20 protein-coding genes are annotated in these 23,401 nt (G+C 62.0%); 12 read left to right on the top strand and 8 right to left on the bottom strand.

Features of this window, described 5'->3' with window-relative positions:
* Window positions 1-8: 8 nt before the first annotated feature.
* Both ettA and C6W91_RS05130 read left to right on the top strand, forming a co-directional pair.
* Complete coding sequence (gene ettA / locus C6W91_RS05125; protein ID WP_370570480.1) at window positions 9-1,664, top strand: energy-dependent translational throttle protein EttA; 1,656 nt, start codon at window positions 9-11, stop codon at window positions 1,662-1,664.
* 278 nt (window positions 1,665-1,942) lie between these two features.
* A complete protein-coding gene (locus C6W91_RS05130) occupies window positions 1,943-2,152 on the top strand; it encodes a hypothetical protein (protein ID WP_274831237.1) in 210 nt (69 codons plus the stop codon).
* 41 nt (window positions 2,153-2,193) lie between these two features.
* Here the strand turns inward: C6W91_RS05130 and trxC are convergent, their stop codons facing one another.
* Window positions 2,194-2,625 (bottom strand): thioredoxin TrxC, encoded by a 432-nt coding sequence (gene trxC / locus C6W91_RS05135; RefSeq protein WP_274831238.1) that lies wholly within the window; start codon window positions 2,623-2,625, stop codon window positions 2,194-2,196.
* Window positions 2,626-2,860: 235 nt separating this feature from the next.
* Between trxC and C6W91_RS05140 the strand changes: the two genes are divergently transcribed.
* The gene (locus tag C6W91_RS05140) at window positions 2,861-3,412 is read left to right on the top strand and encodes a L,D-transpeptidase (protein WP_065272778.1); all 552 of its coding nucleotides are present in this window, start codon (window positions 2,861-2,863) and stop codon (window positions 3,410-3,412) included.
* Window positions 3,413-3,642: 230 nt separating this feature from the next.
* Entirely contained in the window at window positions 3,643-3,849 is a 207-nt protein-coding gene (locus C6W91_RS05145; RefSeq protein ID WP_065272777.1) for a cold-shock protein, read from the top strand.
* 97 nt (window positions 3,850-3,946) lie between these two features.
* Here the strand turns inward: C6W91_RS05145 and C6W91_RS05150 are convergent, their stop codons facing one another.
* Window positions 3,947-4,588: an arylesterase gene (locus C6W91_RS05150; RefSeq protein ID WP_274831239.1), complete on the bottom strand. Its 642-nt coding sequence runs from the start codon at window positions 4,586-4,588 to the stop codon at window positions 3,947-3,949.
* A 49-nt stretch (window positions 4,589-4,637) separates the two neighbouring features.
* Between C6W91_RS05150 and C6W91_RS05155 the strand changes: the two genes are divergently transcribed.
* The gene (locus tag C6W91_RS05155; protein ID WP_065272776.1) at window positions 4,638-5,345 is read left to right on the top strand and encodes an ABC transporter ATP-binding protein; all 708 of its coding nucleotides are present in this window, start codon (window positions 4,638-4,640) and stop codon (window positions 5,343-5,345) included.
* Window positions 5,342-7,867, top strand: a complete 2,526-nt coding sequence (locus C6W91_RS05160; RefSeq protein ID WP_370570481.1) for an ABC transporter permease — start codon at window positions 5,342-5,344, stop codon at window positions 7,865-7,867. The genes C6W91_RS05155 and C6W91_RS05160 overlap by 4 nt, the downstream gene beginning before the upstream one ends.
* 33 nt (window positions 7,868-7,900) lie before the next feature.
* Here the strand turns inward: C6W91_RS05160 and C6W91_RS05165 are convergent, their stop codons facing one another.
* Window positions 7,901-8,347: an Rrf2 family transcriptional regulator gene (locus C6W91_RS05165; RefSeq protein WP_065272774.1), complete on the bottom strand. Its 447-nt coding sequence runs from the start codon at window positions 8,345-8,347 to the stop codon at window positions 7,901-7,903.
* A gap of 89 nt (window positions 8,348-8,436) precedes the next feature.
* Here C6W91_RS05165 and C6W91_RS05170 point away from each other — a divergent pair, with 89 nt between their 5' ends.
* Both C6W91_RS05170 and C6W91_RS05175 read left to right on the top strand, forming a co-directional pair.
* On the top strand, window positions 8,437-9,015 hold the full coding sequence (locus tag C6W91_RS05170; protein ID WP_370570482.1) for a gamma-glutamylcyclotransferase family protein: 579 nt from the start codon (window positions 8,437-8,439) through the stop codon (window positions 9,013-9,015).
* Window positions 9,012-10,193, top strand: a complete 1,182-nt coding sequence (locus C6W91_RS05175) for a DUF2254 domain-containing protein (RefSeq protein ID WP_274836367.1) — start codon at window positions 9,012-9,014, stop codon at window positions 10,191-10,193. Before C6W91_RS05170 ends, C6W91_RS05175 begins: the two co-directional genes overlap by 4 nt.
* A gap of 97 nt (window positions 10,194-10,290) precedes the next feature.
* Here the strand turns inward: C6W91_RS05175 and gltX are convergent, their stop codons facing one another.
* Window positions 10,291-11,616, bottom strand: a complete 1,326-nt coding sequence (gltX, locus tag C6W91_RS05180; RefSeq protein ID WP_370570483.1) for a glutamate--tRNA ligase — start codon at window positions 11,614-11,616, stop codon at window positions 10,291-10,293.
* A 250-nt stretch (window positions 11,617-11,866) separates the two neighbouring features.
* On the opposite strand from gltX, the gene C6W91_RS05185 reads away from it, so the two are divergent.
* Entirely contained in the window at window positions 11,867-12,799 is a 933-nt protein-coding gene (locus tag C6W91_RS05185; protein ID WP_274831244.1) for an MBL fold metallo-hydrolase, read from the top strand.
* Between the two features lie 17 nt (window positions 12,800-12,816).
* Here the strand turns inward: C6W91_RS05185 and C6W91_RS05190 are convergent, their stop codons facing one another.
* The gene (locus C6W91_RS05190) at window positions 12,817-14,166 is read right to left on the bottom strand and encodes an FAD-binding oxidoreductase (protein ID WP_274831245.1); all 1,350 of its coding nucleotides are present in this window, start codon (window positions 14,164-14,166) and stop codon (window positions 12,817-12,819) included.
* A gap of 157 nt (window positions 14,167-14,323) precedes the next feature.
* Window positions 14,324-15,982 (bottom strand): NAD+ synthase, encoded by a 1,659-nt coding sequence (locus C6W91_RS05195; protein WP_370570484.1) that lies wholly within the window; start codon window positions 15,980-15,982, stop codon window positions 14,324-14,326.
* 211 nt (window positions 15,983-16,193) lie between these two features.
* On the opposite strand from C6W91_RS05195, the gene C6W91_RS05200 reads away from it, so the two are divergent.
* The gene (locus C6W91_RS05200; RefSeq protein ID WP_370570485.1) at window positions 16,194-17,639 is read left to right on the top strand and encodes a 2-isopropylmalate synthase; all 1,446 of its coding nucleotides are present in this window, start codon (window positions 16,194-16,196) and stop codon (window positions 17,637-17,639) included.
* Between the two features lie 24 nt (window positions 17,640-17,663).
* Here C6W91_RS05200 and C6W91_RS05205 read toward each other — a convergent pair whose 3' ends face one another.
* Window positions 17,664-19,190: a cryptochrome/photolyase family protein gene (locus C6W91_RS05205; RefSeq protein ID WP_370570486.1), complete on the bottom strand. Its 1,527-nt coding sequence runs from the start codon at window positions 19,188-19,190 to the stop codon at window positions 17,664-17,666.
* A 357-nt stretch (window positions 19,191-19,547) separates the two neighbouring features.
* On the opposite strand from C6W91_RS05205, the gene C6W91_RS05210 reads away from it, so the two are divergent.
* On the top strand, window positions 19,548-21,122 hold the full coding sequence (locus tag C6W91_RS05210; protein WP_065272765.1) for a 2-isopropylmalate synthase: 1,575 nt from the start codon (window positions 19,548-19,550) through the stop codon (window positions 21,120-21,122).
* Window positions 21,123-21,240: 118 nt separating this feature from the next.
* On the opposite strand, the gene C6W91_RS05215 is transcribed toward C6W91_RS05210, so the two are convergent.
* Complete coding sequence (locus C6W91_RS05215; RefSeq protein WP_274837676.1) at window positions 21,241-22,035, bottom strand: 23S rRNA (adenine(2030)-N(6))-methyltransferase RlmJ; 795 nt, start codon at window positions 22,033-22,035, stop codon at window positions 21,241-21,243.
* 274 nt (window positions 22,036-22,309) lie between these two features.
* On the opposite strand from C6W91_RS05215, the gene C6W91_RS05220 reads away from it, so the two are divergent.
* Window positions 22,310-23,356, top strand: a complete 1,047-nt coding sequence (locus tag C6W91_RS05220; protein ID WP_065272763.1) for a rod shape-determining protein — start codon at window positions 22,310-22,312, stop codon at window positions 23,354-23,356.
* The last annotated feature ends 45 nt before the right edge of the window (window positions 23,357-23,401 follow it).

Here is a 23,401-nt window from a genome sequence, read left to right on the forward strand (position 1 = left end):
GCAGTCACATGGCCGCCTATCAATACGTCTACCACATGCAGGGGGTCTCCAAGACCTACCCCGGTGGCAAGAAATGCTTTGAAAACATCCACCTGTCCTTTCTGCCCGGCGTGAAGATCGGTGTCGTCGGCGTCAACGGCGCCGGTAAATCGACTCTGCTGCGCATCATGGCCGGGATCGACAAGGATTTCACCGGTGAAGCCTGGGCCGCAGAAGGCGCCAAGGTGGGCTACCTGCCGCAGGAACCGCAGCTGGACGAAAGCCTGTCGGTGCGTGAAAACGTCATGCTGGGCGTTGCGGAAAAGAAAGCAATTCTCGACCGTTACAACGAGCTGGCCATGAACTACTCGGATGAGACCGCCGAGGAAATGGCCAAGCTGCAGGACGAGATCGACGCCCAGAACCTTTGGGATCTGGACAGCCAGATTGACGTGTCGATGGAGGCGCTGCGCTGCCCGCCGGATGACGCAGATGTGAAAACCCTCTCGGGCGGTGAAAAACGCCGGGTCGCCCTGTGCAAACTGCTGCTCGAAGCGCCCGACATGCTGCTGCTTGACGAACCAACCAACCACCTCGATGCCGAAACAATCGCCTGGCTGCAACAGCACCTCATTGATTACAAAGGCACAATCCTCTGCGTCACCCACGACCGTTATTTCCTCGATGACATCACCAGCTGGATCCTGGAACTGGACCGCGGCGCCGGTGTGCCCTGGGAAGGCAACTATTCCAGCTGGCTGGAGCAGAAGGCCAAACGGCTGGAGCAGGAAGCGCGCGAAGACAAATCCAAGCAGAAAACGCTGGAGCGCGAACTGGAATGGATGCGTCAGGGTCAGAAGGCACGTCAGGCCAAATCCAAGGCCCGTATCGCCGCCTATAACGAGCTGGCAAACCAGTCCGAACGCGAAAAGGTCGGCCGCGCCCAGATCGTCATCCCCAATGGTCCGCGCCTTGGCTCCAAGGTGATCGAGGTCCACGGTCTGTCCAAACACTATGGCGACAAGCAGCTGATCGAAGGGCTGGATTTCTCGCTGCCCCCGGGTGGCATTGTCGGTGTGATCGGCCCCAACGGCGCCGGTAAATCAACCCTGTTCCGCATGCTGACCGGGCAGGAGCAGCCCGACGATGGCAGCGTCGAATTCGGCGATACGGTGAAGCTGTCCTACGTCGATCAGTCGCGCGACGATCTCAATGACAATGAAACCGTCTGGGAAGCGATTTCCGGTGGCGCCGAGATCATCGAACTGGGCGACGCGCAGGTAAACTCCCGCGCCTATTGCTCTTCCTTCAACTTCAAGGGCGGCGATCAGCAGAAAAAGCTGAACCTGCTATCCGGTGGTGAGCGCAACCGCGTCCACATGGCCCGGCTCCTGAAAGAAGGCGGCAACGTGCTGCTGCTTGACGAACCGACCAACGATTTGGACGTGGAAACCCTGCGCGCGCTCGAAGACGCGCTGGTGGATTTCGCGGGCTGCGCGGTTGTCATCTCGCACGACCGTTTCTTCCTCGACCGGATCTGTACCCACATCCTGGCCTTTGAAGGCGATGCGCATGTGGAGTGGTTCGAGGGCAACTTCGAAGATTACGAAGAAGACAAGAAACGCCGCCTTGGCGCCGACGCGCTGGAACCCAAGCGCCTGAAGCACAAGAAATTCGTGCGTTAAACCTCAGCCGGGCCTGTCCATATGGCAGGCCCGGGTCTGACCCTAGGGAGGTGCGAAAGCGCCTTGCCGCGGGGAAAGTCTGGCGCGGTCAGAACTATAAAAAGCCTGCAAAACGCAGGGCCAGATGCCCAACCGCCCCACTCCCTGCCGTGGATTTTCCACAGCTTCGCCCCAGACCCATCCAGATTTAAACAAAATCTTAAGAACTATTGTCTGTAGTGAAAAACACGGGCTGAGGTATCGTCCTTTCGTCGATCTATCCGGAAACAGGAGAAGACATGGCACTTGCAGGCATCATGATGGGAACGCTGACCGGTTTCTTCTCGGCGCTGTTCAGCCTTGTTGTACTGGGCCATTCCGTCTGGACCAGTCTTCTGGTCTACTCCGGCGTCGGCATTGCAACAGCGCTGGTGCTGACGATTGCGGTGCTGTTGCGCAATCTTTCTGATGCACCGCACCTGACTGACGAGGCGACGGCCGAGGCCTGAACGCTGGGTCCAGCCTCGAACGCAGCCCGTTTAGGCGACCGTTACGCCGGGCTTTGCACCCATCCGACAATCTGACCTTCGCTCAGCGCGCCTGACTGGCGCTTGCTCTCGCGACCACGCTCAAAGGCGACCATGGTCGGAATCCCGCGAATCCGATAGCGCGCGCCGGTGGACTGGTGGTCCTGGGTGTTCAGCTTCACCAGCCGCGCCTTGCCCGCCAGCTTCTTCGACGCCTTGGAGAACTCCGGCGCCATCATCCGGCAGGGGCCGCACCAGGGCGCCCAGAAATCCACCACCAGCGGCAGGTCATCATTCTTGGCTGCCTTTTGCAGAATGGCCGGATCGATATCCAGCGGCGCATCCGGGATCAGAGCCGCGCCACAGGTGCCGCACTTGGCGCCTGCGGTCAGTTTCTCCTCGGGCACCCGATTCAGCTGGGCGCAGGACAGGCAGGTCAGGGTTTTGGCTCCCATGACAGGATCCTCCTCAAAAGGGGTCTGGCGCAGAGGGCGCTGCGCCTCTGCTGAAATATTCAAAATTCCATATAGGAATGAAACCGTCCCCAGCAAGAGGCGCACATGCACAGTCAATCACCGCCTCAGGTCATTGTGATCACACCTCTGACTGCATGCTTCCCGCCCCATTGACGCAAATTCAGCGCCAGATCAAAATATTGATCTGTAACGTTCCATAGTAAATGAGGCCGATATGATTTCACGCCGCCTGTTTCTCGCCAGTTCCGCCCTCGCCGCGACCCTTCCTGGTTTTGCCGCTGCTGAGGGTGCTTTCGATCCGACTCCTCAGGTCGTGAGAATCAAGAAAGAATTCGCCCCCGGGCAAATTCTGGTCCTGCCCCGGTCCTATTACCTCTATTTCGTGACAGAGCCCCGCAAGGCGATCCGTTATGGGGTCGGGGTCGGCCGGGCGGGCCTGGAATTCACCGGCAGCGCGGTGATCGAGGCCAAGAAGGAATGGCCCACCTGGCGGCCGACGCAGGAAATGATCGAGCGCAGCCCGCGTACCTACAGCCGGTTTGCAGGCAACAAGTACATCCAGCCGGGCGGCCCCGATAACCCATTGGGCGCGCGGGCTCTTTACCTGTTTCAGAACGGCATCGACACCTATTTCCGCATCCATGGCACCAACCAGCCGGACACCATCGGGCATTCGGTTTCCAACGGCTGCATTCGCATGCTGAACGAACATGTGGTGGACCTTTATGAACGGGTTCCGCTGGGCACCGTCGTTACCGTTCTTTAGACGCTGCGCGCATCGCAACAGGCGCATTTTAGCCACACAGCAAAAATCCCCACCAAGATAAGGCGCGCGTTTTTCTTGCGTGATGGGGGCAGGATGGCCAATGCTGTTACTGCGACGTTACGCGAATGACATTACTGTACGCCTTACAGGCACGGTCGTGACCATCTGCTGATGCGGCCGCCTGACCGCACCGGCGGTTAGACTGAGACTAGACTTTAGGAGTACAGACGATGGCCACAGGCACCGTCAAATGGTTCAACACAACCAAAGGCTATGGATTTATTGCCCCCGATGCGGGCGGCAAAGACGTATTTGTTCACATTTCAGCGGTTGAACGCTCGGGCCTGACCGGCCTCGCAGACAACCAAAAAGTATCCTACGAGCTGCAACCGGGCCGTGATGGCCGCGAGTCGGCCGTGGATCTTCAACTGCTCTGACTGCCGGGTAATTCCTCCGGACCAGCGCTACGATGCTGCAGCTCCCTGCTTGGGGGCTGCTTTCTCGGTCGTTCTTGCTGCAGTGTTAAGGGGCGGCTCAGCCCGAAACCCGTGCCACGAGTTGCAGCGCGACCGGACCTAGCGCCTCGATATTTTCCCGAACGCCTTCGGCATTTGGGTGGATATCGTCGTCCTGCATGAATTCTTGCGCCTTGGCGGGATCCCCTCCGACACGTTTAAAAATCCCGGCGAAGGCATCCGGGTGCAGCAGGGCACCGAACTCCTTGGCCAGATCCGGGTACACAGCGTTGAACGCGGCCCGATAATCGGGTCCATAGTTATTGGGCGCCCGCATGCCGACCAGCAGGACCTCGGTGTCGGCCTGTTGTGCAGCGCTCAGGATCTTGCTCAAATTGGCGCGCATTTCCTCGGCCGACAGGCCGCGCAACAGATCGTTGCCGCCCAGAAGGACGATCAGAGCGTCGGGATCATCCGCCAGCGTCCAGTCGATCCGCGCCGCCCCGCCCGCGCTCGTGTCCCCCGAGACGCCCGCGTTGGTGATCTCGACTTCGGCGCCGTGCTCCTGCAGCCAGTGTTCCAGCTGGGGCACGAATCCATCCCCCTGTGGCAGGCCATATCCCTGCACCAGACTGTCGCCAAACGCCGTGATCCGCACCGGTTCGGCCCAGGCCGCAGAGACACTGATCAGAAATCCGATTATCACCCATACCTTGCGCATTGTCACAATCGCTCCATATCCGAAAGAACACATTCAACAGGCCGCCTTTATGACAGATCAAAACCGCCCCGTTCTTCACCTCAAAGATGCGTCTTTGACCCTGAATGGCAATACCGGTCCCGTCCGTATTTTGCAGGACATCACCCTGGATGTGCACAAGGGCGAGACACTGGGCATGATCGGCGCCTCGGGATCGGGGAAATCCTCGCTCTTGATGCTAATGGGCGGGCTTGAACAAGCCACCGGCGGTACCATTACGGCACTGGGGCAGGATCTGACCGCGATGAACGAAGACGCGCTGGCCCATTTCCGCCGCGATCACATGGGGGTGGTCTTTCAGAACTTTCACCTGATCCCAGCGATGACAGCGCTGGAAAACGTGGCGACCCCGCTTGAGCTGGCCGGGGTTACGGATGCCTTTGAACGCGCGCAGGCGGAGCTCGACGCTGTCGGTCTTGGCCACCGTTCAGGCCACTACCCGGCGCAGCTGTCCGGCGGCGAACAACAGCGGGTGGCGCTGGCCCGCGCCCTGGCGCCGCGCCCGGCGATCCTGCTGGCGGATGAACCCACCGGCAATCTGGACGAGGCCAACGGCGCCGCCGTGATGGATCTGCTATTTGGCCTGCGCGACCGTTACGGCGCCACGCTGATCATGGTCACCCATGCGCCGGAACTCGCCGCCCGCTGCGACCGGGTCGTGCGGCTGCGCGATGGGCATCTGCTGGATGATCGGGCCGCGCATGAGGCCGCGGAATGAGTTTTCCAGATCTTCGCCTCGCCTGGCGTTTTGCCCTGCGTGAGTTGCGCAGCGGGCTGAAGGGCTTTCGCATTTTCCTGGCCTGCCTTGCGCTGGGCGTCGGGGTGATCGCCGCCATCGGTTCGATACGCGCCTCGATCGAGGCCGGGCTAACCCGCGAGGGTGCCACCATGCTGGGCGGCGATGCGGAGATGTCCTTTACCTACCGCTTTGCCAACGAGGAAGAGCGCGACTGGATGGCCTCCATCGCCGAGCGCAGTTCGGAAATTGCCGACTTCCGCTCCATGGCAGTAGTGGGCGAGGAACGCGCGCTGACACAGGTGAAGGCGGTCGATGGGCTTTACCCGCTGACGGGGACCCTGCGCCTGTCGCCCGACATTCCGCTGGAAGACGCGCTGGCGGGATCGAACGGGGTGCCCGGCGGTCTGATGGAACGGGTTCTGGCGGATCGTCTGGGCCTTGCGCCCGGGGATGTCTTCCGTCTTGGTACCCAGGATCTGCGCCTCGCGGCCATTATCGAAAACGAGCCGGATGCGGCGGCATCCGGCTTCACCCTTGGCCCGCGCACCATTGTTGCCACTGACGCGCTGGCGCAGTCGGGCTTGCTAGAGCCGGGAACGCTATATTCCTCAAAATACCGGCTTGATCTGCCCCCCGGCGCAAACCTTGAACAGCTGCAAGCTGCCGCCGAGGAGCGGTTTGCCAATTCCGGCATGCGCTGGCGCGATGCCCGCAACGGCGCCCCGGGCATCACTTCCTTTGTGGAGCGTCTGGGCGGGTTCCTGGTTCTGGTCGGCCTCTCCGGTCTCGCGGTGGGCGGCGTCGGTGTTTCGGCCGCCGTGCGTGCCTTTCTGGCGGGCAAGACCGAAACTATCGCCACCCTGCGCACCCTTGGCGCCGGGCGGCAGGTGATCTTTCTCACCTATTTCCTGCAAATCGGGGTGCTGGCGCTCTTGGGCATTGCCATGGGCATGGCGATCGGTGGGCTTGGACCGGTTCTGGTGGGGCCGCTGATCGCCGCGCAGCTGCCATTTCCCGCGATCTTCTCAGTCTACCCCGGCGCGCTGGCCGAGGCGGCGCTTTATGGTCTGCTGACCGCCTTCATCTTTGCGCTCTGGCCGCTGGCCCGGGCTGAGCGGATCCGCGCAGCGGCGCTGTTCCGCGATGCCTTTGCCGGTGGCAGCAGCCTGCCCGCGCCGCGCTATGTGCTGGCAACCGCTCTGGCACTGGCTCTGCTGGTGGCGGCGGCGGCCCTGTTCAGCGGATCAGTGCGTCTGACGCTCTGGACCGCTGGCGGGCTTGGGGGGGCGCTGGCCGTCCTGATGGTGGCTGCGCTGATCCTTGGCGGTCTGGCCCGGCGCGCCGCGCGCATTGCCCGTGGACGCCCGGCCCTGCGATGGGCGCTAGCGGCGATTGGCACTTCCCGCGATGGCGCGGTTCCAGCCGTTCTGGCACTGGGTCTTGGCCTGACGGTTCTGGCCGCCATCGGACAGATCGACGGCAATATGCGCCGCGCCATCACCGGCACCCTGCCAGATGTCGCGCCCTCCTATTTCTTCGTCGACATCCAGCGCGATCAGATGCCCGCCTTTCTGGATCGGGTCGAAGGTGACCCCGCCGTCAGCCGTATCGAAAGCGCGCCAATGCTGCGCGGGGTTGTGACTGGCATCAACGGTCAGCCCGCCAGCGAAGTCGCTGGAGATCACTGGGTGGTGCGCGGCGACCGTGGCCTCACCTACGCAGGCGCCAAACCCGAAAATACCCAAGTCACTGCGGGGGAATGGTGGGGCGAAGACTACAACGGCCCGCCACAGATCAGCCTGGCCGAAGAAGAGGCCGGAGAGCTGGGCATTGCCATCGGCGACACCATGACGGTGAATGTACTGGGCCGCGACATCACCGCCACGGTCACCAGTTTCCGTTCGGTCGATTTTTCCACCGCAGGGATGGGTTTCGTGATTGCCATGAACGAATCCGCGCTGGCCGCTGCGCCGCACAGCTATATCGCCACCGTCTATGCCGAGGAGCAGGCCGAGGCGCAGATTCTGCGGGATCTGGCCCAGGAAATGCCGAATATCACCGCGATCCGGGTGCGCGATGCGGTGGACCGGGTTTCCGACATCCTGCGCCAGCTGGCCGCAGCGACTTCATACGGGGCGGCGGCAACTCTGCTGACCGGGTTCCTGGTGCTGCTTGGCACCGCAGCCGCCGGAGAACCCGCCCGCCGCTACGAGGCTGCTTTGCTGAAAACACTCGGGGCGCCACGCGCGCAGATCCTGAAAAGCTTTGCGTTGCGCTCCATCATTCTGGGCGCAGGCGCGGGCATGGTGGCGCTAGCGGCAGGTATCGCCGGAGCCTGGGCAGTGAATTCCTATGTGTTTGAAACCAGCTACAGCATCATCTGGCCGAATGCGCTGGCCGTGGTCGGTGGCGGGATCCTGACGACACTGCTGGCCGGTCTTGCCTTCGCCTTGCGTCCGCTGGCGGCACGCCCGGCCCGCATTCTGCGCGCCCGAGATTGATCAGCTGCCCCGACAACGGGGCGGCAACTGCGATCACCGGGTGCAGGTAGCTGGTTGCAGCAAGCGCATCAGATCCGGATTGTCGCAGATCAGAGAATCCAATGAGACGTTGTCGAGGGATTCGTAAAAAGCCTGCGCCGCATCCGAAAGGGCCAGCCGCAGCCGACAGGCATCGACCAAGGGACAGGTGTTATCGGCGTCAGCAAAACATTCCACCATCGGCAGATCGCCTTCGATATGACGAAACACGTCACCGATCCGGATCTCAGTGGCGGTTCGCCCCAGGCTCATACCGCCATTGCGGCCCCGCTGGGTGTGCAGGTAGCCAAGCTGGCTCAGCTGATTGATCACCTGCGCCAAATGATTTTCTGATATATTGCAGGACTCTGCGATCTCTGATTTGGTCACCAACCGGTCAGCATTGGCCGCACAGTACATCAGCAACCGGACGGCAATATTCGTCCTCTTTGTAATTCGCATCGTTCTGCACCCCTCAAAACATGCAGATTACAGTATATATTTTTTCAGCGCCCGATTTGACATAGATCAAATGGCAAGGAGGACCCGAGATGACCCAGACCGCTCCGTATTTCTTCGGATATGGCAGCCTCGTGAACACGGCGACCCACGATTACAGCGATCCGCGCCCTGCCCGGCTGAGTGGCTGGCGCCGCACCTGGGCACATACCGATCTGCGCGACGTGGCCTTTCTGACCGCCAAACCGGCGCCGGGCGATACCATCGACGGGCTGATCGCTGCTGTTCCCGGTGCGGATTGGGCGGCGCTTGATGAACGCGAGTACGCCTATGACCGGGTTCTCGCTTCGCAAGCGGTGGGCCACGACCTGCCCGGCGCGCCGGAAATTTCGGTCTACGCGGTTCCGGCTGAGCGCCAAGCACCGGGGTCGAACCGCCATCCGATCCTGCTGAGCTATCTTGACGTGGTGCTTCAGGGATACTTGCAGGTCTTTGGCCGCGAAGGCGTAATCGACTTTGTCGCGACCACCGATGGCTGGGACGCGCCTATTCTGGATGACCGCGACGCGCCCCGCTATCCGCGCCACCAACCCACCACCGCGCAAGAACGCAGCCTGTTTGACGATCTGATCGCATCAACCGGCGCCCACAGACTGCGCCCTGCGTCATGATCTCGAAAACACTGCTCTATTTCCAGCGCCTGACGCGCCAGCTGTGGCTGAGGGTGGTTCTGATCTCGCTCTGCTCCGTGCTCGCTCTGGCATTGGCGCCGCTTCTGACCCCCATGCTGCCTGAGGGGCTGAGCAACCGGTTCGGGCGTGACGCAGTCCTGCCGATCCTGACCATTCTTGCCTCTGGCATGCTGGCGGTAACGACCTTTTCGCTCAACGTCATGGTCAGCGCCTACCGGACCGCCTCTTCGATGTCTACGCCGCGGGTCTACCGGCTGCTGCTCGAAGACACGGTCACGCAAAGCGTTCTTGCCACTTTTGTCGGCGGGTTCGTCTATTCGCTGTGCGCGATCATCCTGTTCCGGGCCAAGGTCTACGCGCCTGAATCCGCCATTGTCGTCTTTGCCATGACCATCTTTGTCGTTGCGCTGATTGTCATCGCCATCCTACGGTGGATCGACCACCTGTCGGGACTTGGCAGCATGGACCACACCCTGCGTCTCATTGAAACCCGTAGCCGTACCAGCCTGAAACAGCAGGCAAAACGCCCCTGCCTGGGGGGCAAACCCGCTGACAGCGATGAACAGCCAGAGGGCGCCCTGCCCATTCCGGCCAGGCGCAGTGGTTTCGTGCGTTTTGCCGATATGGCGCGTCTGAACGAGATCGCCGCCGAGGCAGGCGCGCATATCACCATGCACCGCGCCCCGGGTGATTTTGTCCTGCGCGGCCGCCCTGTCGCCTGGACAGAAAGCGGCGATGAGAGCCTCTGCAAGGAAGCTGCGAAGGCCATTGAAATCGGCGATGTACGCAGTTTCGATCAGGATCCGGTTTTTGGCCTGACGCTGCTGGCCGAGACCGCGCAAAAGGCCCTGTCGCCCGGGGTCAACGACCCTGGCACCGCGATTGAGGTGATGGGACGGCTGGAACGCCTGCTGTGGGAAACCCTCCCCGAAGATCCGACCGAGGATGACTGCATGTTTGAACATGTCAGTATGGTGCCAATATCGCCCAAGCTTTTGCTGGACAGCAGCTTTGCCCCGATTGCCCATTGCGGCAAGGAGGACCCTTTCGTGATGAAATGGATGCAGCAAGCGCTGACTGCCCTCGCCTCGCATCCGAACAGGGAACTGGCGAATTCCGCTACCGACATGGGCAAAGAGCTGAAAGCAAAGCCTTAGATCCGCCCGTGCAGATGGCCATCAAGGAAAAAGACGGCCCGGAAACCGGACCGCCTTTGTTTTCTGGTCAATCAGGCGCGGATCGCACCCCAACCGCTCAGCCCTTGGCGCGGACCTTCTCCATCAGCGCCAGAAGGGCACTCATGTCGGGGCCGCGTTCCATGCCCGTGACTGCGTGGCGCAGCGGCATGAAGAGGGATTTGCCCTTGCGGCCAGTCGCCTCTTTCACCGCAGCGGTCCAACTGCCCCAGGTGGTTGAGTCGTAGGGGCCATCAGGCAGCAGCGCCATCGCCTCGGCAATGAACTCCTTGTCTTCATCCGCGATGAGCGGCTCAGCCCCGTCACGGCACAGCGTCCACCAGCCTTCAAGGTCTTTCAGCGTGGTGATGTTTTCCTTGGCCATATCCCAGAAGGCGGCCTGTTTTTCCGCCGGAACACCCAGCGCCTCGACCTGCTCCTGGACGGCTTCCAGCGGCAGGCTCTGCAGATAGCGCCCGGTGAGCGGGAACAAATCCTCAACGTCGAATTTCGTCGGCGCGGCGCCAAAACGGTTGATGTCGAAGCCCTCGATCAGCTCGGCCATCTCGCTGCGCAACTCGACCGGGTCAGAGGAGCCCAGCCGCGCCATCAGGCTCAGCAGGGCCATCGGCTGCACGCCCTGTTCGCGCAGATCGCGCAGCGCCAGCGTGCCAAGACGTTTGGACAACGCCTCGCCCTGCGGGCCGGTCAGCAGCGAGTGATGGGCAAATTCCGGCACCTTGCCGCCCAGTGCCTCGATGATCTGGATCTGGGTCGCAGTATTGGTCACGTGATCCGATCCACGCACCACGTGGGTGACGCCAAATTCCGTGTCATCCACGACCGAGGCCAGCGTATACAGGAACTGCCCGTCGCCACGGATCAGAACCGGATCCGAAACCGAGGCCGCGTCGATTGAAATATCGCCAAGGATACCATCGTTCCATTCGATGCGCTGGTGGTCCAGCTTGAACCGCCACACACCATCGCCGCGCTCGGCGCGCAGGGCGGCTTTTTCATCTTCAGACAGGTCCAGCGCAGCGCGGTCATAGACGGGCGGCTTGCCCATGTTCAGCTGCTTCTTGCGCTTCAGATCCAATTCGGTCGGCGTCTCGAAGGCCTCGTAGAACCGGCCCATCTCGCGCAGCTTGTCAGCCGCTTCATGGTAGCGGTCCAGCCGCTCGGACTGGCGTTCGATCCGGTCCCAGCCAAGACCTAGCCACTCCAGATCCTGCTTGATCGCATCGACATATTCTTCCTTCGACCGCTCGGGGTCGGTGTCGTCGATGCGCAGGATGAACGTGCCGCCAGCCTTGCGGGCGATCAGGTAATTCATCAGCGCGGTGCGCAGGTTGCCCACATGGATATAGCCGGTGGGCGACGGAGCAAAACGGGTGGTGGTCATGAATGGTCTCCTGTTGCTGTGCCCCATCTCACATGGAACGGGTTTTGTCCAGTTTTGGCACCCATAGCGCCCCCTCCTTTCGGATTGGTGTCTTTGCTGGGGCCCAGAGGAGATTTACCCGCTGCCCCCCTCGTAAAGCGACACGATCCCGTGACCTCGCGCTGCGCGTACCTTGTCCCCCGCCAAAAAGCCCTATCTCGATCCCAAAGACCGCATAACAAGTGCCAACCAACAAAGAGGAGACCAGAATATGACCGTAAAGATGTCCCGCCGCAGCGTGCTGACCGGCGCAACCGCCCTCCCCCTGGCCGCGACCGTCACACCCGCCTTGGCAGAGGGCCACGCGGCCACGGCACCGGCCACCCACGCTCGCAGTTTCAAGCTGGGCGATTTCACCGTGACGACCCTGCTGGACGGCAGCCTGCCTCGCGACGGCGCCAAGGCAATTTTCGGCGGCGGTGCAACGGACGAGGAATTCGCCGAAGTCTCGGCCCAGAACTTTATCCCCGCCGAGATGGCGCAGTTCTTTTTCACCCCCACGCTTGTCGATACCGGCAAAGAAAAGATCCTTTTCGATACCGGGCTTGGCCAGGGCGGCATCCAGAAAGCCCTGGCAGAGGCAGGCGTCACCCCGGATCAGATCGATGTGGTCGTCATCACCCATATGCACCCCGACCACATCGGCGGCATGACCACCAGCGGCGCCGCGACCTTTGCCAATGCGCGCTATGTGACGGGGCGCACCGAGTATGATTTCTGGGCCAAGATGGACGCCGAAAACCGCGTTGCCGATCTGGTTTCCAAGAAGGTGACCCCGATGGCCGAAAAGATGACCTTTGTCGAGGACGGCGGCGAAGTAGCCTCTGGTATCACGGCGATGGCCGCCTTTGGCCATACCCCCGGTCACATGACCTATATGCTTGACAGCGGCGATCAGCAGCTGCTGCTGACAGCGGATCTGGCCAACCACTATGTCTGGTCCTTCGCCCACCCGGAATGGGAGGTCCGCTTTGACATGGACAAGGCTGCTGCCACGGCATCGCGCCGCCGTATTCTGGATATGCTGTCCGCCACGCGCACGCCAATGATCGGCTATCACATGCCCTTCCCGGCAGCCGGTTTTGTCGAAACCCGTGGCGAGGGATTCCGTTTTGTGCCGGTCAGCTATCAGATGATGGGCTGAGAATTGCGCCGCGCGCCTTAGCGGGCGGTGCCAATGACTTCGGGCGCGGGCACTGCTGTCCGCGCCTTTTTCGTGAACCGGCTCAGCGCAAAGGCGCGCGGGTCCACGATGGGCGCATCGCCGGTCACCAGATCTGCGGTCAGCCGTCCAGCAGCAGGGCCAATGCCAAACCCATGGCCGGAATAACCGGTCGAGACGAACAGCCCCGGCAGATCGTCCACCTGCGAAATTACCGGAATGGCATCCGGGGTCACGTCAATCATGCCGCCCCAGCTTTGCACCACATCAGCGGACTGCAGGATAGGAAAGGCCTTTTGCGCGGCGGCCCAGCTGTTGCGGATCGCCTTTTGCGAGGGCGCGGGATCCAGCACCCGGCAGGTTTCGAACGGCGTGCGCTGATCCGGTGCCCAGCGCCGGTCCTGCCCCGCCTCGATCCGCCAACGGTCGGACAGGCGGAACCGAAGGGATCGCCACTCCTCCAAGAAGGCCGGGAAAAACTTCAGCGCCAGCCGCAAGCTGTCCGGCACGATATCGACTACATTCTCGGTGCCATCCGCGATGGAATAGCCACCATCGGCGCGCTTGCGCATGGCGAATCCAGCGGCCCACATAGCGGCCTCGGGACCGCCCTGCACCGCCGAGGTTCTAAGCACCGAATTCAGAACTTTGAGCTGCGGCAGCGCCACGCCCGCATTGCCAAGGAACAGCCGCGACCAGGCCCCGCCCGCAACGACCACGGCCGAACAGCCGACACGGCCGCGTTCGGTCATCACGCCGCTGACACGTCCAGCCTCGGTTTCGACGCTGCGCACAGCGCATTCGGTCATCACCTTGGCCCCGGCTGCCCGCGCGGCGCTGGCAATAGCATGGGTGGCCAGTTGCGGCTCGGCCCGGCCGTCTTCGGGCGTATGCAGCGCCGCGATGGTGCCGGTTTGATGCCCCGGCATCAGCTCCGCCAGTTGCTCTCCACGCACCATCTGTGCCGGAATGTCATAGGGGGTCAGATGCTCTGCCCAGGCCGCCAGTTCGGCCTCGGCCCGCGCCCGTTCGGCGGTGAACAGAATACCGGATCGGGTATAGCCGGTGGGATGTCCTGTGCGAGCCTCCAGACCGGGCCAGATCTCCATCGCCTTGGCCATCAGGGGCAATTCGCGTGGATCGCGCTGCGAGATGCGCACCCAGCCCCAGTTGCGCGAGCTTTGCTCGGCGCCAATCTGGCCCTTTTCACAAAGAAGAACGGAATACCCCCGCTCGGCCAATTCGAGAGCGGTCGTGGAGCCGATGATTCCCCCGCCGATGACAACTGCATCGACACGTTTGGGCAGGGCAAGATCAGCTTGGAAATGTGGCAGCTTAGGTCCAGGCATAAGAGGTCTATGCCGTGCCCCGCGCCCCTGGTCCATGGGGCAAGAGCGCTCTTTCATCCACCCCGTGCAAGCTGTGGCTTTTTCGCGTCAGCCCAGGCACGCGGGGGTATGGTTTTCCTGCCCCTGGACGCGCACTCTTGCTGGCAAATACGCCGGTTCAGCCCGGATCGCGCCAGCGGTTTGCAATCGGGTAACGCCGGTCCAGCCAGAAGGCGCGCGGCGTCAGGCGGGTGCCCGGAGCGGACTGGAAGCGCTTGTATTCACTGATATAAATCAGGTGTTCCACCCGTTTCGCCACATCGCGGTCAAACCCGGCAGCGACGCAATCGGCAATCGAGCCTTCCTCGTCCACCAGGATCGTGAGCAGCGCATCCAGCTCGGGATAATCGGGCAGGCTGTCGCTGTCTTTCTGATCCTCGCGCAGCTCGGCTGACGGGGGCTTGTCGATGACATTGGGGCGGATCACCTCGCCCGCCGGGCCCATCATCCAGGGCCGGTGATTGGCGTTGCGCCAGCGGCAGGTTTTAAAGACGCGGGTTTTGTAGAGATCCTTGATCGGGTTGTAGCCGCCGTTCATATCGCCATAGATCGTGGCATACCCCACCGCGACCTCGGACTTATTGCCGGTGGTCAGCAGCATCTCACCAAACTTGTTCGACATGGCCATCAGCAGAAGACCGCGTAGGCGGGACTGGATGTTTTCCTCGGTAATGTCGGCGTCGCGCCCTTCGAACAGCGGCGCCAGCGTGTTGGTGATGGCGGCCCGCCCTTCGCTGATCGGCACATAGTCGTAATGCACGCCCAGCGCCTTGGCGACGGCTTCGGCATCTTCCAGGGATTCCGCGCTGGTATATTCCGAGGGCAGCATCACGCAGCGCACATTTTCGGCCCCGATGGCATCGACGGCAATGGCGGCGACAATGGCCGAATCCACCCCACCGGACAGACCCAGAAGCGCCTTTTTGAACCCGGTCTTGGCCATGTAATCGCGCAGGGATTCGACCATGGCGCGGTAGTCCTGCTCCCATTCATCGGGGAAATGCGCCTTCTCGCCCTCGACCGCGCGCCAGCCTTCGTCGGTGCGTTCAAGATCCAGCTGGGTCACCGCCTCGTCATAAAGCGGCATCTGCAGGGCCAGCGCCCCACCGGGGTTCAGCACGAAACTGCCACCGTCAAAGATCTGATCGTCCTGTCCGCCAACCATGTTGAGGTAGATGACCGGCAGATGGGTTTCGATGCAGCGCGCCACCATCATGTTATAGCGCACCTCCATCTTGCCGCGGAAATAGGGCGAACCGTTCGGGATCAGCAGGAACTCGGCGCCGGTCTCTGCAAGCGTCTCGGCCACGTCTTCGTGCCAGCCATCCTCGCAGATGGGGCTGCCGATGCGGGTATCATCAATCGCATAAGGCCCGCCCAGCGGCCCGGCATCAAAGACGCGAACCTCGTCAAAGACGGTTTCATTGGGCAGGTGGTGTTTCAGGATGCGGGAGGCAATGCGCCCGTCCTTGAGGATCAGATAGGCATTATAGAGCTTGCCACCCTCGGCCCAGGGCGCGCCGATGGCCAGCGCGGGTCCGTCGGCACAATCCTGCGCAAGCTGTTCGGCAGCCGCCATGGCGGAGCGGTGGAACACCGGCTTCATCACCAGATCCTGGGTGTTATAGCCGGTCAGGAACATTTCGGGCAGCGCCACAAGCTGCGCACCGGCCTTGCGACCTTCCTCCCAGGCCGCGTGGGCCTTGGCCGCATTGCCCGCAATATCGCCGACCGTCGGGTTCAGCTGCGCCAGAGAGATACGGAAACGGTCTGCCATGGTGGTCGTGCCCTTCGCAATACTTCTTCCCAGCCGTTTACCAGATCCCCGGCCAAGGGAAAGAGTGCAGGCCGCAAAAGACATTGCGACAGGCCGCCCTGTCGCATAGTTTCGCAGCTGAGATGCAACATCAGGCGGTATTCCATCCGCAGACTGGCACCGCGCCCGGCCCATTGGTCCGGCGCAGAACTAAAGGGCAGGCAGAAGTTTCATGACCCGTTTCGGCTCCGTATTCGTGATTTCAGCAGCTATGGCGCTGGCCTCTCCCCTGCAGGCGCAGGACGGTCAGGTCCTTACCACACAGGATGAAATCGGCGGCGAATACGAAGGCACCTTTCGCGGCGGCCTGCAGCATGGCACCGGCACCTACCGGCTGCCCAATGGTTATGAGTATTCCGGCAACTGGATCGATGGCGAAATCCGCGGTCAGGGCGTGGCGCGCTACCCGAACGGCGCCGTCTACGAAGGCGAGTTCGCCAAGGGAAAACCCGAGGGGCTCGGCAAGATCACCTTTGCCGATGGCGGCACCTATGAAGGCGAATGGACCGATGGTCTGATCAGTGGTCAGGGCATCGCGGTCTACGCCAATGGCGCGCGCTACGAAGGCAGCTTTGTCAACGGCCAGCACCATGGCAAGGGCGTGATGCGCAATCCCGGCGGTTATGAATACGCTGGCGACTGGGTTGAGGGCCGCAAGGAAGGCGAAGGCAAGATCGTCTATCCTGACGGTGCAACCTACGAAGGTGGGATCGCAGACGGTCTGTTGCATGGCACCGGCACGCTGACCATGCCAGACGGGCTGATCTACGAAGGCGACTGGGCCAACAATCAGATGCACGGCACCGGCAAGCTGACCCAGCCCAACGGCGACGTCTACGAAGGACCGCTGGAAAACGGCCGCAGGCAGGGCATCGGCAAACAGACCCATGCCAATGGTGACGTCTATGTCGGCGAATTTCAGGATGACCTGCGCCACGGCACCGGTACCTTCACCAAGACCGATGGCTATGTTTACGAGGGCGAATGGCTGGCGGGTCAGATCGAGGGCACGGGCAAGGTCACCTATCCTGACGGCTCGGTCTACGTGGGGGAATTCCGCGATGATCTGGCTGATGGCACAGGTAAGATCACCTATCCCGATGGTTCGACCTATGAAGGCGACTGGATCGCCGGTGTCATCGAAGGCACCGGCACCGCCACCTATCCCAACGGCGTGACCTACACCGGCGGTTTCAAGAACGCCCGCAACCACGGTCAGGGTGTCATGACCTATGCCAGCGGATACCGCTACGAAGGTGAATGGCAAGACGGGCAGCGCCACGGTCAGGCCAAGGTCACCTATGCGGATGGATCGGTCTACACCGGGCAATTTGCCAACAGCCAGCGCCACGGCAAGGGCCGGATCGAGATGCCCGGTGGCTTTGTCTACGAAGGCGACTGGCAGGAAGGCAAGATCACAGGCGAAGGTGTTGCCACCTATGCCAATGGCGACGTCTACCAAGGCAGCTTCGTCAACGGCAAGCGGCAGGGCCCCGGCAAGATGCGTTATGCCACTGGTCAGGAAACCGACGGTGACTGGCAGAACGGCGCCTTGGTGACCGAAACTACTGAAACGGACGCCGCTGCGGACGACAACGCCGCCAGCACCGACAACTGATCCAGCGGCGGTCCGCCCTTCGGGTTAGACCGTACCGCCCGCCTCAAGCCGGGCCAAAAAGGCGTCAGCCTCTTCCAGAATCTGCGCGCGCTTCTCCGCATCCATCCGGTCCCAGCTGCGATACATGTTGCCCATGCGCGGATTTGCCGAGAACCGCTCCCGGTGGCGGTCGAGGAAATGCCAGTAGAGCAGGTTGAACGGACAGGCGCCCTCCCCCACCTTGCGACTGACGGAATAGGCGCAGGATTTACAGTAATCCGACATGCGGTTGATATAGGCGCCGCTGGAGACATAGGGTTTGGAACCCACGATACCGCCATCGGCAAACTGGCTCATCCCGACGGTATTAGGCGCCTCGACCCACTCAAAAGCATCGGCATAGACAGCCAGATACCATTCGTGCACCTCCTGCGGATCAATCCCGGCCAGAAGCGCGAAATTGCCGGTCACCATCAGCCGCTGGATATGATGAGCATAGGCCTCTTCCCGGGTCTGCGATACCGCCTGTGACAGGCAGTGCATGCCCGTCTCAGCTCCCCAGTAAAGCGGCGGCAGCGCGCGATCATGGCCCAGCACATTGCGCTGCGGATAGTCCTCCCCTTCCAGGAAATAGATCCCACGCACGAATTCGCGCCAGCCAAGGATCTGCCGAATGAACCCTTCGGCGGCGTTGAGCGGCACATCACCTGCTTTCCACGCCTCTTCGGCCGCGACGCACAGCTCCATCGGATGCAACAGACCGATATTGAGATAAGGCGACAGAACCGAATGGTAGAGCCATTTCTGCCCTGTCATCATCGCATCCTGATAGTCCCCGAACAGTGGCAAGCCATGCCGGATGAAATGCGCCATTGCCCTCAGGGCATCGGCACGGGTGACCGCAAAATGGAACGGGCGCAGATCACCGAAGTGGTCCCCAAACCGCCGCTCGACAAGGTCCAGGACCTCTTCCGTCTCGTCATCCGGGGTGAACTGCATGGGCCCCGGGGTCTTGATGTCCTTGGGCGGTGCCTTGCGGTTCTCCTGATCGTAGTTCCATTTGCCCCCGGCGGGGTTGTCACCCTCCATCAGCAATCCGGTCTTGCGCCGCATCTTGCGATAGAAATACTCCATGCGCAGTTGCTTGCGCCCCTCGGCCCAGTCGTTGAAATCAGCCCGCGTGGCAATGAACCGCGTATCCGGCCTGAGACCGACCTTCAAAGGCAGAGACTGCAGATGCCGGATCAGCCTCCATTCCCCCGGCGTTGTGGCGATCACCTCATCAGCGCCGCTCTGGGCCGCCCGGCGCAGGATTTCCTCCGCGATGGAGCCGGTGTTGTCCGCATCGTCGAGTCGGGTATAGGCGACAGTCCAGCCCTCTGCCCGCAACTGCTCCGCAAACTTCCGCATCGCCGCGAGAATCAGCGCGATCTTCTTGGGATGGTGACGCACATAGGTACCTTCCTCGGCAACCTCGGCCATGACGATGATGTCGGTGTCCTTGTCCGCGACCTGCAGCGCCGACAGCGACAGGCTCAGTTGATCGCCAAGAATTAGGATGAGTTTTGCCATGTGTCCTGCCTCTGCCGCACCTTTTGCCTATGGCTCATCGCCAAGGCTCTGGCGCAGCTAGGAGGAATTTCCCACAAATCAAATCTGCCCGCACCAAAGCGCTCTGCCGACCGCCAAATGGTCAGGATCACTGAGCTATTTTCGCTCTTTCCATTCGCGGCGCGCTCTGTATAACTTTGCCGCATGACAGCTCGCGCACATATCTTCGGCCCGGCCACCGCCATTTGCGGTGCGGCTCTGCGCGACCTACTGATCCTAACCCGCCTCTGAGCGTGCCATTCGGCGCGCCCGCTCAGAGGAGGAGGCTTGCGCGCCACGAGAATGGATCCAGGACAGAGTTTTAAGAAAGCTACCGACATGACGACTGCACTTGAAAAAGATCGCGTATTGATCTTCGACACCACTTTGCGCGACGGCGAGCAGAGCCCCGGCGCCACCATGACCCACGATGAAAAGCTGGAAATCGCGGGCCTTCTGGACGAGATGGGCGTCGACATCATCGAGGCCGGTTTCCCCATCGCCTCCGAAGGCGATTTCAAAGCGGTGAGCGAGATCGCCGAACGCTCCAAGAACGCGGTGATCTGCGGTCTGGCGCGCGCCAATTTCAAGGATATTGACCGCTGCGCCGAGGCCGTGCGCAAGGCTGCGAAACCCCGCATTCACACCTTTATCGGGACATCGCCCCTGCACCGCGCCATTCCGAATCTCACCATGGATGAGATGGCCGAGCGGATTCACGACACGGTGACTCATGCGCGCAATCTCGTCGATGACGTGCAATGGTCGCCCATGGATGCGACACGCACCGAATGGGATTATCTCTGCCGGGTGATCGAGATCGCCATCAAGGCCGGCGCCACCACCATCAACATCCCCGACACCGTCGGCTATACCGCGCCGCTGGAATCGGCTGATCTGATCCGCCGCCTGATCGAAACCGTACCGGGCGCGGACGAGGTGATCTTTGCCACCCACTGCCACAACGACCTGGGTCTTGCCACGGCCAACGCTCTGGCCGCCGTCGAGGGCGGCGCGCGTCAGATCGAATGCACCATCAACGGTCTGGGCGAGCGAGCCGGCAACACCGCGCTCGAAGAGGTGGTGATGGCGCTGAAGGTCCGCAATGACATCATGCCCTGGCACACGCAGATCGACACCACCAAGATCATGCATATCTCCCGCCGGGTCTCCACCGTCTCTGGCTTCCCGGTGCAGTTCAACAAGGCCATCGTCGGCAAGAACGCCTTTGCCCACGAAAGCGGCATCCACCAGGACGGGATGCTGAAGAACAAAGAAACCTTCGAGATCATGCGCCCCGAGGACGTAGGTCTTTCAGGAACCTCGCTGCCGCTTGGTAAGCACTCGGGCCGCGCGGCGCTGCGCGACAAGCTGAATAACCTCGGCTATGAGGTCGGCGACAACCAGCTCAAGGATATCTTTGTCCGCTTCAAGGAGCTCGCCGACCGCAAGAAGGAAGTCTTTGACGACGACATCATCGCGCTCATGCGTTCTGGCGAAGATGCCGAAAACGATCATCTGCAACTGGTGTCGATGAAAGTGATCTGCGGCACCGGCGGTCCGGCCGAAGCGACGCTGGAAATGGAGATCGACGGCAAGGATCTGAGCGCCACGGCACAGGGCGATGGCCCGGTGGATGCCGCCTTCAAAGCGGTGCGTGAGCTTTATCCGAACTCGGCGCACCTGCAGCTTTATCAGGTTCACGCCGTGACCGAAGGCACCGATGCACAGGCAACGGTTTCCGTCCGGCTGGAGGAAGACGGCAATATCGCCACCGGCCAGTCGGCCAACACAGATACTGTGGTTGCCTCGGCCAAGGCCTATATCAACGCGCTGAACCGGCTGATCGTGCGCCGCGGCAAGGTCGGCGAAGGCGCCGATACCCGCGAAATCTCCTACAAGGACGCGACCTGAGCGTCTGAAAGATTCGGCGCCGTGCCGCAGGCGCGGCGCCAGGCCCAACGCCTTGTCGCCCATCTCTGATGGGCGGCCAAGGGGGCGGGAGATCCCCCCACCTCTACAGGTCTTCGCCTCAGCCCTGATTGAGCCTCTCGAACAGGGCCGAAATACGCGCGGCTTCCTCTTCGGCGCCAAAGGGCGCATTCACTACGAACATACCTGATCCAACCATCCGGTGCCCGGCGCGCACCGGCGGAAAGCGCACCTCGTGGCGCAGGGCGCCCGGCAGCGCCTGCGTCTCTAGCGCGCTCAGCATCTTTTGATGCGCCCCATCTGTCAGGATCGGATACCACAGCGCGATGACGCCGACGTTCCATTTCCGGTGCAGCTTGCCGATGATGCCGGGGATACGTGCGTAATCGGATTTCACCTCATAAGACGGATCGATCAGCATGAGCCCTCGGCGCGGCGTCGGCGGTGCCAGCGACAGGGCCAGCTCGAACCCATCCTGCTGATGCACCTTGGCATGCCAGGGCCTCAGCGCCTGCCGCAGGGCAGCGTATTCCTGCGGGTGCAATTCGGCAAAATGCAGGCTGTCCATCTCGCGCAGCAAGGCCGCCGCCACCAGCGGCGATCCGGGATAGCTGGTCGCGCCAAACCGCTCGCGACAGGCATCAATCGCGCGGCTCAGCGGATGATCCGCCGCCAGTCCGTGGTTTTCCAGCACCCGGGAAATCCCCGCGGCCGCCTCCCCCGTCTTCAGCGCCTCGGGCGCCTCCAGCTCATAGACGCCCCGCCCGGCATGGGTTTCGATATAGCTGAGCGGTTTGTCCTTGCGGGTCAGATAGGTCAGCATCCAGGCCAGAAGCGCGTGTTTCTGGACATCCGCCAGATTTCCGGCGTGGTAGATATGTTGATAGGACAGCATGACACAGCCCCTACCCCGGTTGGCGCGCCATAGAAAGATCCTTTCGCCGATGCTGCGCCGCAAATGCCCCGCCCGCCGTCGCCGAAGGACGGCCCGGACCACGGCCATCACATTGCCCGCTATGTGGCCAACCCCCATGTTTCACAGGCGGAAAGGCGCTAGTTGGAGGTAATCGGCCCTTTCGCGGCAGCGCTGCGCTGCTTATAAGATCTACAATGCGCGTTGGCAGCAGAGTCGCGGGCACGAACGGCAGAACTTACAGGATCCCTCATTTATGGCGCTCTTTGGAAATCTAGGCGGTCTGTTCACTTCGGACATGGCCATCGATCTCGGCACTGCGAACACTCTGGTCTATGTCAAAGGCCGCGGCGTGATCCTGTCCGAGCCGTCGGTTGTTGCCTATCACGTCAAGGACGGCGTCAAAAAGGTACTGGCCGTGGGCGAGGACGCCAAGCTGATGCTGGGCCGTACCCCCGGCTCGATCGAGGCGATCCGCCCGATGCGCGAAGGCGTGATTGCGGACTTCGACACCGCCGAGGAAATGATCAAGCATTTCATCCGCAAGGTGCACAAACGCTCGACCTTCTCCAAGCCCAAGATCATCGTCTGCGTACCCCATGGCGCGACCCCGGTTGAAAAACGCGCGATCCGTCAATCGGTGCTCTCCGCAGGTGCCCGCCGCGCCGGGCTGATCGCAGAGCCCATCGCAGCCGCCATCGGCGCGGGCATGCCGATCACCGACCCTACCGGCAACATGGTCGTGGACATCGGCGGCGGTACCACCGAGGTGGCGGTTCTGTCCCTTGGGGATATCGTATACGCACGCTCGGTCCGCGTCGGCGGCGACCGCATGGACGAGGCAATCATCTCCTACCTGCGCCGCCAGCAGAACCTTTTGATCGGTGAAGCCACCGCCGAACGTATCAAGACCTCCATCGGCACCGCCCGCATGCCCGACGATGGCCGAGGCCAGTCGATGCAGATCCGCGGCCGTGACCTGTTGAACGGCGTGCCCAAGGAAATTGAGATCAGCCAGGCGCAGGTCGCCGAGGCGCTGGCCGAACCGGTGCAGCAGATCTGCGATTCCGTGATGACCGCGCTGGAAACCACCCCGCCGGATCTGGCCGCCGATATCGTCGACCGTGGCGTCATGTTGACCGGCGGCGGCGCGCTGCTGGGCGATCTGGATCTGGCCCTGCGCGAACAGACCGGCCTTGCGGTTTCCATCGCCGACGAAAGCCTGAACTGCGTGGCGCTTGGCACCGGCAAGGCGCTGGAATTCGAAAAACAGCTGCGCCACGCCATCGACTACGACAGCTGAGGCGCCCTGCCCCCGCACGCCGGGGGTGATCCACACCCGAAAGGA

The sequence above is a fragment of the Phaeobacter sp. SYSU ZJ3003 genome (assembly GCF_041300735.1).
GTDB lineage: Bacteria > Pseudomonadota > Alphaproteobacteria > Rhodobacterales > Rhodobacteraceae > Phycobacter > Phycobacter gallaeciensis_A.